Below are 14580 nucleotides of genomic sequence, written 5' to 3'. Positions count from 1 at the left end.
GGCCCGCTTCAGCGGCCTTCGTTGCCGGCCAGCATGCCGCGCAGCACCTCGGCGGAGTCCTCCAGTTCGCCGGCGCGGCGCAGGTAGTCGTCCTTGACGCCGGGCAGCGTGTCGGGCCAGCGCTCGGCCAGGCGGCGCAGTGCCATCGATTTCTCCTCGAGCGCGCGCAGCGCCGCGTACAGGCTGCCCTCGACCGCCTCTTTCTGGTCGTTCACCAACGTGGGCAGCGTGTAGGCGTGGCCGGTGTGGCAGCGGTAGCGCAGATGGCCCCCTTCCTGGAGTTCCCAGAGCGCGCCCCGGCAACTCGGGCAGGTGAAGGGCGACAAGGCCCCGAGGCGCGCGACGGTGCGTACGTCGCTGTTGAACTTGACCGCCTCGACCTCGTCCTTGACGCTCGACGGCGGCGGTGGGGGCGCCGCCCCGGGCGACTCGTCGATCAGCCGCAGCATCAGCGCGGCGATGCCGTCCAGCGGCAGCCGGTGATCGACGCGGTTGTGGGTCAATGCGTTCGAGGGCATCTCGGGGTACTCGGCTTCCGCCGGCTCCTGCACCACGGTCACTCCGCCGCAACTCCGGATCGCCCACAGGCCGGCGGTGCCGTCGTCGAGATTGCCGGTCAGCACCACGCCGATCACCCGCGGCCCATAGGCCCAGGCTGCCGAGCGGAACAGCGGATCGATCGCCGGGCGGTGGCGGTTCTCGCGCGGGCCGCGCAGCACGGTGAGCTGGTCGCGCTCGACCAGCAGGTGGCAATCGGGCGGTGCGACGTAGACGCAACCGGGCTCGATCCGCATCCGGTCCTCCGCCTTCACCGTGCGCAGCGGGCCGGCACGGCCCAGGATGCCCGGCAGCATCGACTGCGAATGCGGCGCGATGTGCATCACGATGAAGACGCTGCCGCGGTAAACGGTTCGTCCACCTGCGCCGCAGGCAAGCAGCGGACCGTGGCTCAGCGCTCGTTACGCGCGAGCAATTCGCCCAGCGAAGCCGGCTCGATCGGCTTGACCAGGTGCACGTCGAAGCCCGCCTCCTGCGCGCGTGCGCGGTCGGCTTCCTGGCCCCAGCCCGTGCAGGCGATGAGCAGCGCGTCGCGGCCCCAGGGCTCCGCGCGGATGCGGCGGCAGAGCTCGTAGCCGTTCAGGTCGGCCATGCCGATGTCCAGCAGCAAGGCCTGCGGCTGCCATTCCTGCGCGACGCGTAAGCCTTCCCGCCCGCTGAACGCGGTGCGCACCTCGTGACCTTGCAGCGCGAGCAGTTCGCCGAGGCTGGTCGCGGCATCGAAGTTGTCATCGACCACCAGCAGCCGCTTGGGCGCCGCCGTGGTCGCCGAAGCGGCTGCGCGCGCCGCGCCGTCCGGCCCGTCGGACAAAGCGGGCCTGGGCAGGCGCACGACGAACTCGCTGCCCTTGCCCGGACCCTCGCTGCGCGCCTCGATCGTGCCGTGGTGCAACTCGACCAGCCCGCGCGTGAGCGCCAGGCCGATGCCCAGGCCGCCGGCCGAGCGCTCGAGCGCCGGGGTCAGCTGCGCGAACATCTGGAACACGCGCGAAAGCTGCCCGGGCTCGATGCCAATGCCGTTGTCGCGCACCGCGACCACGATCTCCGCGGGCTCGACGCGCAGGCTCAGCGCGATCTCGCCGCGCGGGTCGGTGTACTTGCCCGCGTTGGTCAGCATGTTGGTGAAGATCTGCGTGAGCCGGGTCAGGTCGCCGTGGAAGGGCACCGGCTCCTCGGGCAGCTCGAGCGCCAGCCGGTGGCGGCGCACCTCGAACAGCGGCCGGGCCGTCTCGACCGCCTGCATCACCGCGCGCTTCAGGTCGATGTCGGCGCAGCGCAGCTGGATCTGGTTGCGGGTGACGCGGCTCACGTCGAGCAGATCCTCGAGCAGGTGCGTCATGTGCACCACCTGGCGGTCGATGATCTCGCGGCACCACTCCGTGCGGCGCGGGTCGGCATCGCCGTCGTCGCGCCTGAGGATCGCCAGCGCGTTGCGGATCGGCGCGAGCGGGTTGCGCAGTTCGTGCGCGAGGATCGCGATGAACTCGTCCTTCGCGCGGTCCGCGGCCTTCAGCGCGCTCTCGTTGGCATGCAGCTCCTGGAGCAGCTCGCTGCGTTCGAGCATCGCGCTGGCCTGGCGGCACACGGTCTCGATCACCTGCAGATCGTTGCCGTCGAAGCGGTCGTGCGTCGTCGAGGCGAAGGCCGCGACGCCGTAGAGCCGCTCGTTGGCCATCAGCGGAAAGCCGGCATAGGCGAGTGCGCCGGCGGCCTTCAGCACCCGTGCCTGCGGCAGCGCGGCGGACTGCAGCGACTCGATCACCAGCGGCGCGCGCCGCTCGACGACCATGCCGCACAGCGAATCGTCCACCGACACCACGGCCATCTCCGCGCGGGTCGCGGCCGGCAGGCCGGTCGAGTCGCGCAGCTCCAGCGTCGCCGGCTTCTCACCGATCGCGTAGCTCAGGTGGATGTCGCCGCCGACGGCGCGGCCGACGCTTTCGAACAGCCGCCGCGGCAGCGGCTCCTTCACGGAGTCGCCCAGGATCAGCTCCTGCCCCGCCTGCGCCAGCAGGTCGAGCTGGCGCACCCGCTCGTCGAGCGCGCGCTCGACGCTGCGCAGCTCGCTCACGTCGCGCGCGATCAGCGCCGAGCCGGCGACTTCACCGCCGGGCGTGCGGATCGGCGACAGGCTCACCGACAACGGCCGCACGTGGCCACGCGCGTCGAGCCGCTCGGTCTGCACCAGCGTGCTCGAGCGGCCCTTCAAGGCCCGCTGCAGCATCTCGGCCTCGCGCTCGCGCTGCGCGGCGGGCACCAGTTCGTCCATCGTGCGGCCGACCATCTGCGCAGCGGTGCGGCCGAACAAGCGCTCGGCACCTTCGTTCCAGGTGGTGACGCGGCCGGCCGCATCTCGGCTGACGATCGCGTCCTCCGACGAGGCGACGACGGCCGCGAGCCCGGCCACCTCTTCCTGCGCAGCGACGCGCTCGGTGATGTCGATGAGCGCGGCGCGGATCCGCGGGTGCTGGGCATTGCTGTCGACCACGCTCATGCGCACCGCGACCCAGCATGGCGCTCGATGCGGCAAGGCGAGCGCGGTCTCGAAGGCCTGTTCGCCGCCGTCGGCAAGCATCACCATCACATGGCGCTGGAACTGCGGGCGTTGCTCGATGGCGATCGACTCGACGACCCGCCGGTGCTCGAACTCACCGCGCGCCAGGCCGAACAGGCGCCGCGCCGCCCGGTTGCTTTCGACGATGCAGCCGGCGAGGTCGAAGCTCAGGTAGGCGACCGGCGCGTTCTCGTAAAGGTCGAAGTAGCGGTCGCGCGAGGCTTCGAGCGCCTGCTGCGCGAGCTGCAGCTCCTCGTTCTGCAGCTCCAGTTCGATCTGGTGGACGCCGAGCTCGTGGAGCAGCCGTTGCGTGCTGTCGGCGTCGCCATGCCCGTCGCCGTCGGCCGGCGACGCTGGCAAGCCCGATGCGCCGGCGGCGATGAGGGATTCGGCCCGCCGTCGTGCCTCGGCGTGGGCCTCGCCTTCGCGGTCGGGCGGCATCAGTCCCTCGGCGTCGGATCGGGTGTTCTTGGCCATCGGCGCTCGGATGAAGCAGCGATTCAACGATCGGACGTCGCGATCCGCGGCGCCACGGGGCAAACGCGCAGACGTTCGCACGCTGCCCAGTGGTCATGAATTGGCAATCGCGGTGCCTGAACCGACGCGCAGCCGGCCTCAATCCTCGGTGTCGTCGAGCAGGAGCACGAGCAACGAACGCGGCTTGCCGGTCGCGTCGCGCAACGCGCTGACGCGCTCGAGCAGCTGGAGGCGCTGCCCGTCCTTGCGCACGTAGCGCTTGGTGATCTGCGTGTCGGGGCCGCCGCGCGCGAAGGCTTCGAGCATCGTGCGCAGCAGCGGTAGATCGTCGCCGTCGGTCAGGTCGGCGACGCGCCTTCTGAGCAGTTCCTCGCGGCTGTAGCCGAGCATCTCGCAGAGGCGATCGTTGGCGAACAGGAAGTGGCCCGTCAGATCGATCTCGGCGACGCCCGCATAGGCTTGGTGGATGAAGATGGCAAGGCGCTCCTCGCTGTGGCGCATCGATTTCTCGGCCTTCTTGCGCTCGCTGATGTCCACGAGCGTCACGACGACGCCCTCGATCAGGTTCTCGGTGGTGCGGTAGGGCCGGATGCGCATCAGGTACCAGGCGCCGCTCTTGACCTGGACCTCGGCCTCCTTCGGCGTCAGCGTGTCGAGCACCGCCGTGATGTCCTCGACCATGCGGTCGTAGCCGACGAAGTTGAGCGAGACGTGGGCGAGCGGCCGACCCACGTCGCCCGGGATGAGGTTCATCACCTGCGTGGCCGCCGGCGTGAAGCGCGCGATGCGCAGGTGGTGATCGACGAACACCGTGCCGACGCCGGTGCCGGCGAGCAGGTTGTTCATGTCGTTGTTCGCGCGCGAGAGGTCGGCGACGCGGTCCTGCAGCTCGGCATTGACGGTGGACAGCTCCTCGTTGACCGACTGCAGCTCCTCCTTCGAGGTCTCCAGCTCTTCGTTGGTGGACTGCAGCTCCTCGTTGATCGACTGCATCTCCTCGTTGGTGGACTTCAGTTCCTCGTTGGTGGTCTCCATCTCCTCCAGCGTGGTCTGGAGGTATTCGTCCTTCGAGCGCAGCTCGCGCTCCAGCTCGGCGATGCGGCTGCCGGCCTCCTCATCGGTGGGCATGCGGCCGCCGAGGTACGCACGATCGGGCGGCTGCTCCAGCACGACGAGGTAGACCACCGAGCCGCTGCTCACGTCGACCGGGCGCACCGCGAGATCGACGCGCGAGTAGTCGCCGTTGGTCTTGACGTTCAGTCCCTGGTACCGCACAAGCTCCTTGCGCGCGACCGCCTTGTGCAAGGCGATCGTCAGCTCGCGCTTCAGGCCTTCGCGCGCCATCGTCAGCACGTTCATCGCCGGGTCGCCGTCGGCCGGCTCGAAGAACTGGCCGGTGCGCCCGACGATGTGCAGCATCTGCCCGCGCGCGTTGACCAGTACAGCCGCCTGCGCGTAGTGCGCGAGCAACGCCTTCTCCGTCACCTGACGCAGGTTCGTCGCGTCCTGGCTGCCCTCCATCGAAGGTTGCGGCGAGCGAGACACGCTCTCGAACAGCGGCGGCACGAAGTCCGGCAGCGCGGGGCGCGCGTCGTGGTGGCCGCCCGGCAAGCGGAAGTACAGCTTCCACTTGCGATCGACCGGGCTGAACAGGCGCGCGCTTTCGCCGAGCGTTTCCGAAGTGCCGAGGAACAGCGCGCCGCTCGGCGCGAGCGCGTAGTGGAACAGCGGGATCAGCTTGCGCTGGAGGTCGGGGTTCAGGTAGATCAGCAGGTTGCGGCAGCTGACGAGGTCGAGCCTCGAGAACGGCGGGTCCTTGATCACGTCCTGCTCGCTGAACACGAGCAGGTCGCGGATGTGCTTCTGGATGCGGTAGGTGCCGCGCTGCGCATCGTGAACGAAGAAGCGTGCGAGCCGCTCTTCGCTCACGTGCGCCGAGATGCTTGCCGGATAGACGCCGCCGCGAGCCTGGTCGACCGCCTGGCGGTCGATGTCGGTCGCGAAGATCTGCAGCTTCAGCGGGCGCTCCAGCCGCGCCATGTGCTCGTACAGCAGGATCGCAATCGAATAGGCCTCCTCGCCGGTCGAGCAGGCGCAGACCCACACGCGCACCGCCTCGTGCGCGACCTTGCCTTCGACCAGGCGCGGGACGACCTTGTCTTCCAGCACCTTGAAGGCTTCCGGGTCGCGGAAGAAGTTCGTGACGCCGATCAGCAGGTCTCGGAACAGCCCCTCGAGCTCGGGCGGATGCTCGCGGGCGTAGCGCAGGTAGTCCTCGGGCTTGTCGAGCTGCTGCAGCGCCATACGCCGGCCCATGCGGCGCACCAGCGTGGTCTCCTTGTATTGCGAGAAGTCGTGGCCGGTCTGGCCGCGCAGCAGCAGGCACAGCTTCTTGAGCACGCCGTTGCGCAAGCCGCTGGTGCTCCGGATGCGCGTCGGATCGAAGGCGTGGCGCGCGTACGCGATCAGCTGCGCCGGCATCTCGGCCGGCGCGAGCACGTAGTCGGCCATGCCGGTGGCGATGGCGCTGCGCGGCATGCCGTCGTATTCGCTGCTGCCGGGGGACTGCACGATCGCCATGCCGCCGACGCCCTTGATCTCGCGCAGCCCCAGCGTGCCGTCGGTGCCGGTGCCCGACATGACGATGCAGATCGCGAACTCGCCCTGCGACTGCGCGAGCGACTGGAAGAAGTGGTCGATCGTGAGCCGCGGCTTGCGATCGTCGGCGTGCTCGCTGAGCCAGAGCTTGCCGGCTTCGAGCCGCAGCTGGCGGTTCGGCGGAATGATGTAGACGCAGCCGCGCCGCACCGCGAGGCCGTCCTTGGCCTCCTCGACCGGCATGCGCGCGTAGCGACCGACGATGTCGACCAGCACGCTCTTGTGGTCGGGCGACAGGTGTTGCACGAGCACGAAGGCCATGCCGGTGTCGTGGTCCGGCGGCATCGCGGCGAAGAAGGACTCGAAGGCGGCGAGCCCGCCCGCCGAGGCGCCGATGCCGACGATCGGGAAGCTCGACTCCGGCGCATCGGGCAGTTCCGTCGGCTCCGCGGGCCGCGGCGATGAGCCGGTCGAGCTGAGTGCCGGTACGGAGGCCGCGGTGGGCTGGGGCGGATCCGCCGGAGGGTTGTTCTTCACGCAGGCCTCGAGGTCGAAAAGCAACTGGCGATCATAGGAGTCGGCCCTCGCGGCTTGCCGCGCGCAGGCCGTCCCCGCATACTCGCGGCCCGCTGTAACACGATGTTGCGAACCGGTGTCCGACCCGGCGCGCGCCGGAACCGTGATGAAGCTGAGCGAACTGCTGAAGGACATGCTGCATGCGCGGGACCCGGCACACGCGGCGCTCGACATCGACATCGACCGCCTCGTCAGCGAAGCCCGCCCCGCGGCGCCGCCGCGCGACGGCATCTGGCGCGAATCGTCCTACGAGCTGCAGCGCGGGCTCGAGGTCTCCGAAGAGCCGCTCGACAGCCTGCCGGCCGAACTGATCGACGCCTTCCGCGAAGGCTGAGCCGCCAGCACGCGAGCCGGTGGCTTCGAGCTTGGGGGCGGGCGAACCCGGGTCGCCGGAAGGGAACGGCCGGCACTAGAGTCGGCCAAGTGCTTGTGGAGTCGACCGTGGCCACCTTGCTGTTCAAGTACCGAGCGCCCCCGGCCCGCGAGCCGGCAACGGACCCCGCGACCGCGCGCCCCGCGCCCGAGCCGATCGACCCGGACGACGGCGACGGCAAGCGCGACCGCTGGTGGTACGAGTCGTCCTACGACCTGCGCTCGGGCCTGGAAGTCGACGACGACATCGGCCGCACGATCCCGGGCGAGATCCTCGACCGGCTGTTCACCGGCAGGCGCTGAAGCCGCGTTCGTTCAGGCGGGCCGCGCCGGCCCGTGCTTCATCAGCCAGCGCAGGGCCGCCGGCCGGTCGAAACGCCGCCAGTGCGCCGGGTCCTGAGCCAGCCGGTCGGCCAGCGCCAGCAGCGCGAGCGGGTTGACGCCCAGGCCGACGTGGCTCGCGACGACCTCGATGTTCTCGGTGTGCGGCGCCGCCTCGTTGAGGCTGCAGCGCCAGGCGACGATGCCGTCGCTGCGCGAATAGATCGAGGTGGTCGGCACCGGCGGCGCCACTTCGAGCTGCGCGCGCGGCACCTGGGTGGCGTCGATCTTCTGGCCGCTCAGCAGCTCGTAGATGCGCCAGGCGTTGTTGGCCTTCGGCGGCCCGGCGAACGGCGTGCCGAGCGTCACCACGCAGCGCGCCGCATCGCCGCAAAGCTTGGCGACCTCGCGGGCGTAAAGGCCGCCCAGGCTCCAGCCGACCAGGCTGACCTTGCGCCCCGAGTCCGCGTGCAGCTTGCGCGCGAGATCGGCGCAGGCCTCGACGACGCCGGCCCGCGGCCCGCGGTTGAAGCCGTTCGCCCAGGGGTGGGCGCTGTAGCCGAGCGTGGTGAGGATCTGCCGCAGCGGGATCGTCGAGGCGTCGTTCGCGGCGAGGCCGGGGAAGACCAGCACCGGATGGCCGTCGCCGCGCGGCAGCTTGCGCAGCCAGGGGCTCGCGAACCACAGCGCCGCCAGCTCCCACGGCGCGCGCGCCTCGAGCAGCAGCAGCAAGGCCGACGGCGGCTTGATCTCCTGGGGCGCGGCGGCAGCGGCGAAGGGCATGGGCGAGGCGTGTGGTGGACGGCGCGGCAATGCTATCGGCCGGTGCTAGAGCCGGCAGCCGAAAGGCCGGCAACGCAGGCCGTCGGCGCGTTCACGCGGCCCCGGCGCGATCGACGCGGGATCGACGTGCATCGGCATCTGCGCGGCCTCGAGGTCGAGGAAGGCCGCGTCGAGACCGCTGAGCTGCTGGGCCACGGGTGCTTCCGGGGGCTCTGCCGGGCCATGCTGGTGGCGGCCCCTGCACGCCCGGCAGCGGGTTTGCGCTAGCGAAGTCCGGGCTGGGGCGCGCGCGCCGGGACCGGCGCGCGCGAGCGCAGCGCGAGCAGCTCGTTCGCGCACAGCGCGCCGAGCACCAGCGCGCCGCCGGCGAGCGTGTTCGACGACGGTGCCTCGTTCGCGCCGAGCCAGGCCCAGGCGACGCCGAAGATCACTTCGAGCAGGCCGAGCAGCGCGATCTCGGGTGCGGGCAGTTCGCGGGTGAGCCGCACGACCAGCAGGCAGGGGATCGCGAGCTGCACCACGCCAAGCATGGACAGCAGGCCCACGTCGCGCATCGAAGCGGTCAGCGGCCAGGCGAGCGGCAGCGTCACCGCCGCCGAGATCAGCGCGCCGATCAGCACGGCGGGGAGCATGTCCTGCCCGGCGCTCGCTTCTTCGGCCTCGGCGGTGCCGTGGCCGATGTGCTGCAGCAAGGTCCAGTTGGTCGCCGCGGCGAGCGGCACCGCCAGCGCGACCAGCGTGCCGGTGAGCGACAGCCCCGCGCCCGCGTCGCGCCCGAACATCCAGGCGATGCCGAGCCCGGCGACCGCGACCGCGAGCCAGGTCCGCGCCGGCAGCCGGTGCCGCAGGAAGGCGCGCGAGAACAGCGCGGTGACCAGCGGGCCGATCGCCATCGTGACCAGCACGTTGGCCACCGTCGTCAGCGTGATGGCGACCATGAAGGCGGTGAACATCACCGACCAGCACAGGCCCGAGACCCACACCGCGCGCGGCGCGCGCAGCAGGCCGAGCCACAGCGCCCGGCCGCGCATCGCGGTCAGCGCGACGGCGAGCGCGATCGCGTTGAACAGGCTGCGCCAGAACGTGACCTCGAAGCTGCGCGCCGCATCGAGGTGCCGCGTGACGACACCGGCGATGCTCCACAGGAGCGTCACCAGCACCATCAGCGCCACCGCGCGGCGATGCGTCATGCGGCTTCTTCGCCCGCGGTCGTCAGGCCGCTTCCCGGCTGGCCCGCTTGCGGTCGTGTTCCTTCAGATGCCGCTTGCGCAGCCGGATCGACTTCGGCGTGATCTCGACGAGTTCGTCGTCCTCGATGAACTCGACCGCGTACTCCAGCGAAAGGACGATCGGCGGCGTGATCTTGATCGCGTCTTCCTTGCCGCTGACGCGGAAGTTGGTGAGCTGCTTGGCGCGCACCGCGTTGACCACGAGGTCGTTGTCGCGCGAATGGATGCCCACGAGCATGCCTTCGTAGACCGGGTCGCCGGCCTTGACGAACATGCGCCCGCGGTCGTCGAGCTTGCCCAGCGCGTAGGTGACGATCTCCCCGTCGTCCTGGCTGATCAGCACGCCGTTCTTGCGGCCTTCGAGTTCGCCCTTGTAGGCCTCGTAGCCGTCGAAGATGTTGCTGATCAGGCCGGTGCCGCGCGTGAGGTTCATGAACTCGTTGGAGAAGCCGATCAGCCCGCGCGCCGGGATGCGGTACTCGAGCCGCACGCGGCCCATGCCGTCGGGCTCCATGTTCACGAGCTCGGCCTTGCGCAGTCCCAAGGCCTGCATCACGCCGCCCTGGTGCTGTTCTTCGACGTCGGCGGTCACCAGCTCCATCGGCTCGTGCTTCTCGCCGTTCACTTCATGGAACACGACGCGCGGCTTGCTCACCGCGAGTTCGTAGCCCTCGCGGCGCATGTTCTCCAGCAGGATCGTCAAGTGCAGTTCGCCGCGGCCGGAGACCTCGAAGATGCCGTCCTCGTCGGTCTCCCTCACGCGCAGCGCGACGTTGCTCTGCAGCTCCTTCTGCAGCCGGTCCCAGATCTGACGGCTGGTGACGAACTTGCCTTCGCGGCCCGCGAGCGGCGAGGTGTTGACGCAAAAGTTCATCGTCAGCGTCGGCTCGTCCACTTCCAGCATCGGCAGCGGCGCCGGGTCGTCGAGGTCGGTCAGCGTCACCCCGATGCCGATGTCCTCGATGCCGTTGATCAGCACGATGTCGCCCGGCCCCGCCTCGGTGGCCTGCACGCGCTCCAGGCCGTTGAACTTCAACACCTGGTTGACGCGCGCTTTGAACGGGATGCTGTCCTCGCCGGCGAAGACCGAGACGTCCTGCATCGGCTTGAGCCGGCCCTGGTTGACGCGGCCGATCCCGATGCGCCCGACGAAGGTCGAGTAGTCGAGCGAGCAGATCTGCAGCTGCAGCGGGCCGTCGGGGTCGCCCTCGTGCGGCGGCACGTGCTTCAGGATCGCGTCGAACAGCGGCGCCATGTCGCTGCCGACCTCGCCCTGCTTCGTGGCGGCCCAGCCGTTCAGGCCCGAGGCGTAGATCACCGGGAAGTCGAGCTGCTCTTCGGTCGCGTGCAGCTTGTCGAACAGCTCGAAGGTCGCGTTGATGACGTAGTCGGGCCGCGCGCCGGGGCGATCGACCTTGTTGACGACCACGATCGGCTTCAGCCCGAGCGCGAGCGCCTTCTTCGTGACGAAGCGCGTCTGCGGCATGGGCCCTTCGACCGCATCGACCAGCAGCAGCACCGAATCGACCATCGACAGCACGCGCTCGACCTCGCCGCCGAAATCGGCGTGGCCGGGCGTGTCGACGATGTTGATGTGCATACCCCGCCACTCGACCGCGCAGTTCTTCGCGAGGATCGTGATGCCCCGCTCCTTCTCGAGATCGTTGCTGTCCATCACGCGCTCGGCGATTTTCTCGTTCGCGCGGAAGGTGCCGCTCTGGCGCAGGAGCTGGTCGACCAGCGTGGTCTTGCCGTGGTCGACGTGGGCAATGATCGCCACGTTGCGGATCTGGCGGGCGGTGTCGGCGGTGGTCATGGGAGGCTCGCTTGAAGCGTTCTTGAAGACGGAATCGTGGCCAGGGCCTGGGCTTCGACCGGGCTCAGGAGCCGCGTCGGGATCAGCTCGCCGGCCTTGACGTGGGCGCTGCCGAGGAAAACCGGCTGCCCCGTGACCGCCGGGCCGTAGACGCGCAGGCAGGCGGCGTCCTCGGCGTCGATGCGGCGGCGCACGCCGGCGAGGAAACGGCCGGCATCGTCGGCACTCAGGTGTACCGCCGGCACGTCGCCGAGCAGCGCATCGGGCGGCAGGAGCCGGGCCTCGCGCTCGTCGGGATCGAGGGCCTGCAGCGCTTCGAGATCGACCGCGCCGTCGAGACTCAGCGCGCCGCTCGCGAGGCGGCGCAGCGCGACGAGATGCGCGCCGCAGCCGAGCGCCTCGCCGAGGTCTTCGGCCAGCGTGCGCACATAGGTGCCTTTGCTGACGCGCAGTTCGACCTCCATCGCATCGACAGCGTGCCGGGCAACGATGTCGAAGCGATGAACCGTCACGCGGCGCGGCGCGCGCTCGACTTCGATGCCGGCGCGCGCGTAGTCGTAGAGCGCGCGGCCTTCGTGCTTGAGCGCCGACTGCATCGGCGCGCGTTGCTCGATCGGGCCGGTGAGCGAAGCCACCGCGGCCGCGAGTCGCGCGTCGTCGAAGGCGACCGGCCGGGTCGCGACGACCTCGCCTTCGAGATCGCCGCCGACGCGGGTGACGCCGAGCGCGATCGTCGCGCGGTAGGTCTTGTCGGCATCGAGGCTTGCCTGCGAGAACTTGGTCGCCGCGCCGAAGCACAGCGGCAGCAGGCCGGTGGCGAGCGGATCGAGCGTGCCGGTGTGGCCGGCCTTCTGCGCGCGCAGCATGCCCTTGACCTTCTGCAGCGCGTCGTTGCTCGACCAGCCGTAGGGCTTGTCGATCAGCAGGACACCGTGCAGTGCCTTGCGCGGGCTGCGCGTGCGGGTCAGCACCTCAGTCCTCCTTCGCCCGCGTCGCGTTCGCGCGATGGATCAGCGCGTTCAGGTCGGCCGCCTTCTCGGTCGTGCGGTCGAAGCTGAAGTGCAGCGTCGGCACCGTGTGGATCTGCAGCCGCTTGAAGAGGCTGTTGCGGATGAAGCCGGCTGCCTCGTTGAGCGCGGTCTCGCATTCGGCGGGGTCACCCATCAATACCGAGAAGAAGACCTTTGCATGCGCGTAGTCGGCCGAGACCTCGACGGCCTGGATCGTCACCATGCCGATGCGTGGGTCCTTCAGCTCGCGCACGAGCTCGGCAACGTCGCGCTGGATCTGGTCGGCGACGCGGAAGCTCCGGTTGGGAATGGCGCGCTTGTGTTTGGTCATGGTGGCCTCCTTCGCGGATCACCCAAAGACAAGCCCCGCCGCAAAGGCGGGGCTCGCGTCCATCAAGCACGAACCCCGCCAGAGGCGGGGCTCGTCAAGGGTGAGCGAACCGCCGTCAGAGCGTTCGAGCGACTTCCTTGATCTCGAAGATTTCCAGCACGTCGCCTTCCTTGATGTCGTTGTAGTTTTTCAGCTTGATGCCGCACTCGAAGCCTGACGCGACCTCGCGCACGTCGTCCTTCAGGCGCCGCACCGACTCGACTTCGCCGCTGTAGACCACGACGTTCTCGCGCAGCAGGCGGAAGCGTGCACCGCGGCGCACCAGACCCGAGGTGACCATCGAGCCAGCCACCGTGCCGATCTTCGAGGCGACGAACACTTGGCGGATCTCGGCGGTGCCGAGCAGTTCTTCGCGCTGCTCGGGCGCGAGCATGCCGCCCATCGCCGACTTGATCTCGTCGACCGCGTCGTAAATGATGTTGTAGTAGCGCAGATCGACGCTGTTGCCTTCGGCCAGCTTGCGCGCGCCGGCGTCGGCGCGCACGTTGAAGCCGATGATCACCGCCTTCGACGCGATCGCGAGGTTCACGTCGCTCTCGCTGATGCCGCCGACCGCGGCGTGCACGATCTGCACCTTGACCTCGGCGGTGCTGAGCTTCAGCAGCGACGAAGCCAGCGCCTCCTGCGAGCCTTGCACGTCGGCCTTGATGATCAGCGGCAGCATCTGCACCGCGCCCTGGCCCATGTTCTCGAACATGTTCTCGAGCTTCGCGGCCTGCTGCTTCGACAGCTTCACGTCGCGGTACTTGCCCGACCGGAAGGTGGCGATCTCGCGGGCGCGACGCTCGTCGGCCAGCACCATGAACTCGTCGCCCGCCTGCGGCACCTCGGTCAGCCCCTGGATCTCGACCGGGATCGACGGGCCCGCCGACTCGGTCGGCTTGCCGTCCTCGTCGAGCATCGCGCGCACGCGGCCGTAGGTGGAGCCGGCGAGCACCACGTCGCCCTTCTTCAGCGTGCCGCTTTGCACCAGCACGGTGGCGACCGGGCCGCGGCCCTTGTCGAGCTGCGCTTCGATCACCAGGCCCTTCGCGGGTGCGGCGACCTGGGCCTTCAGCTCCAGCACCTCGGCTTGCAGCAGCACTTGCTCGAGCAGGTCGTCGATGCCCTGTCCCGTCTTGGCCGAGACCTGCACGAACGGCGAGTCGCCGCCGAAGTCCTCGGGCACGACCTGCTCGGCGATCAGCTCGCTGCGCACGCGCTCCACGTTGTGGCCCGGCTTGTCGATCTTGTTGATCGCGACGATCAAGGGCACCTCGGCGGCCTTCGCGTGGGCGATGGCCTCCTTCGTCTGCGGCATCACGCCGTCGTCGGCGGCCACGACAAGGATCACCAGGTCGGTCGCCTTCGCGCCGCGCGCACGCATCTGGGTGAACGCTTCGTGGCCCGGGGTGTCGAGGAAGGTGATCATCCCGCGCGGCGTCTCGACGTGGTAGGCGCCGATGTGCTGCGTGATGCCACCGCTCTCGCCGGACGCCACCTTCGTCTCGCGGATCGCGTCGAGGAGGCTCGTCTTGCCGTGGTCGACGTGGCCCATGACGGTGACGACCGGGGCGCGGGTGACGACGTCCTCCGGGCTGACGTCCTCGGCCTCGACCTGCAGCATTTCCTCTTCGAACGTCTGCATCTTCACGTCCGCCCCGAACTCGCGCGCGATCATGCTCGCGGTTTCGGTGTCGAGCGTCGTGTTGATGGTCATCATCATGCGGCGGTCGAGCAGCTTCTTGAGCACGTCCTTGACGCGCACTTCGAGCTTGTCCGACAGGTCTTTCACCGTCATGCCCTCGGCGAGCGTGACCGTGCGGGTGACCGGCGGCGGACCGGCAGGCTGCTGCGGCGCCATCGACGGACGATGATCGCCACGCCCGCCTCCGGGACCGCGGCGCTGCATGCCG

The 14580-nt window shown here is 69.7% G+C and carries 12 protein-coding genes; 2 read left to right on the top strand and 10 right to left on the bottom strand.

Going from position 1 to position 14580, the window contains the following annotated elements; all coding sequences use genetic code 11:
• Positions 1-8 precede the first annotated feature (8 nt).
• The 3 genes from VFR90_RS13030 to VFR90_RS13020 all read right to left on the bottom strand — a co-directional run bounded on the left by VFR90_RS13030 (position 9) and on the right by VFR90_RS13020 (position 6748).
• Entirely contained in the window at positions 9-887 is an 879-nt protein-coding gene (locus tag VFR90_RS13030) for a chemotaxis protein CheB (RefSeq protein ID WP_326406641.1), read from the bottom strand.
• A 62-nt stretch (positions 888-949) separates the two neighbouring features.
• Positions 950-3589 (bottom strand): hybrid sensor histidine kinase/response regulator, encoded by a 2640-nt coding sequence (locus tag VFR90_RS13025; RefSeq protein WP_326406572.1) that lies wholly within the window; start codon positions 3587-3589, stop codon positions 950-952.
• Positions 3590-3727: 138 nt separating this feature from the next.
• The gene (locus VFR90_RS13020; RefSeq protein WP_326406571.1) at positions 3728-6748 is read right to left on the bottom strand and encodes a chemotaxis protein CheB; all 3021 of its coding nucleotides are present in this window, start codon (positions 6746-6748) and stop codon (positions 3728-3730) included.
• Between the two features lie 121 nt (positions 6749-6869).
• Between VFR90_RS13020 and VFR90_RS13015 the strand changes: the two genes are divergently transcribed.
• Both VFR90_RS13015 and VFR90_RS13010 read left to right on the top strand, forming a co-directional pair.
• Positions 6870-7097 (top strand): hypothetical protein, encoded by a 228-nt coding sequence (locus VFR90_RS13015; protein WP_326406570.1) that lies wholly within the window; start codon positions 6870-6872, stop codon positions 7095-7097.
• Between the two features lie 107 nt (positions 7098-7204).
• Positions 7205-7438 (top strand): hypothetical protein, encoded by a 234-nt coding sequence (locus VFR90_RS13010; protein WP_326406569.1) that lies wholly within the window; start codon positions 7205-7207, stop codon positions 7436-7438.
• A gap of 12 nt (positions 7439-7450) precedes the next feature.
• On the opposite strand, the gene VFR90_RS13005 is transcribed toward VFR90_RS13010, so the two are convergent.
• The 7 genes from VFR90_RS13005 to infB all read right to left on the bottom strand — a co-directional run.
• Positions 7451-8239, bottom strand: coding sequence for an esterase/lipase family protein (locus VFR90_RS13005; protein ID WP_326406568.1), 789 nt, complete (start codon positions 8237-8239; stop codon positions 7451-7453).
• A 45-nt stretch (positions 8240-8284) separates the two neighbouring features.
• Complete coding sequence (locus VFR90_RS13000; protein WP_326406567.1) at positions 8285-8434, bottom strand: hypothetical protein; 150 nt, start codon at positions 8432-8434, stop codon at positions 8285-8287.
• A 68-nt stretch (positions 8435-8502) separates the two neighbouring features.
• The gene (locus VFR90_RS12995) at positions 8503-9429 is read right to left on the bottom strand and encodes a DMT family transporter (protein ID WP_326406566.1); all 927 of its coding nucleotides are present in this window, start codon (positions 9427-9429) and stop codon (positions 8503-8505) included.
• 22 nt (positions 9430-9451) lie between these two features.
• Positions 9452-11284 (bottom strand): translational GTPase TypA, encoded by a 1833-nt coding sequence (gene typA, locus VFR90_RS12990; protein ID WP_326406565.1) that lies wholly within the window; start codon positions 11282-11284, stop codon positions 9452-9454.
• Positions 11281-12252: a tRNA pseudouridine(55) synthase TruB gene (truB, locus tag VFR90_RS12985; RefSeq protein WP_326406640.1), complete on the bottom strand. Its 972-nt coding sequence runs from the start codon at positions 12250-12252 to the stop codon at positions 11281-11283. The genes typA and truB overlap by 4 nt, the downstream gene beginning before the upstream one ends.
• Before the next feature lie 4 nt (positions 12253-12256).
• On the bottom strand, positions 12257-12625 hold the full coding sequence (gene rbfA, locus VFR90_RS12980; protein ID WP_326406564.1) for a 30S ribosome-binding factor RbfA: 369 nt from the start codon (positions 12623-12625) through the stop codon (positions 12257-12259).
• 115 nt (positions 12626-12740) lie between these two features.
• Positions 12741-14580: translation initiation factor IF-2 (infB, locus tag VFR90_RS12975; protein WP_326406563.1), on the bottom strand; the 1840-nt coding region annotated here is incomplete at its 5' end.

The sequence above is a fragment of the Methylibium sp. genome, from assembly GCF_035762065.1.
Classification (GTDB): domain Bacteria; phylum Pseudomonadota; class Gammaproteobacteria; order Burkholderiales; family Burkholderiaceae_C; genus Methylibium.
Note: the sequence above shows the minus strand (reverse complement) of the source record. Positions and strands in the feature narration are given on the sequence as shown.

What these genes read in the sequence shown, in the direction of transcription:
- VFR90_RS13025 (WP_326406572.1), bottom strand. Translation starts at nt 3,589, where the DNA reads ATGGCCAAGAACACCCGATCCGACGCCGAGGGACTGATGCCGCCCGAC.
- rbfA (WP_326406564.1), bottom strand. Translation starts at nt 12,625, where the DNA reads ATGACCAAACACAAGCGCGCCATTCCCAACCGGAGCTTCCGCGTCGCC.
- VFR90_RS13005 (WP_326406568.1), bottom strand. Translation starts at nt 8,239, where the DNA reads ATGCCCTTCGCCGCTGCCGCCGCGCCCCAGGAGATCAAGCCGCCGTCG.
- VFR90_RS12995 (WP_326406566.1), bottom strand. Translation starts at nt 9,429, where the DNA reads ATGACGCATCGCCGCGCGGTGGCGCTGATGGTGCTGGTGACGCTCCTG.
- VFR90_RS13015 (WP_326406570.1), top strand. Translation starts at nt 6,870, where the DNA reads ATGAAGCTGAGCGAACTGCTGAAGGACATGCTGCATGCGCGGGACCCG.
- typA (WP_326406565.1), bottom strand. Translation starts at nt 11,284, where the DNA reads ATGACCACCGCCGACACCGCCCGCCAGATCCGCAACGTGGCGATCATT.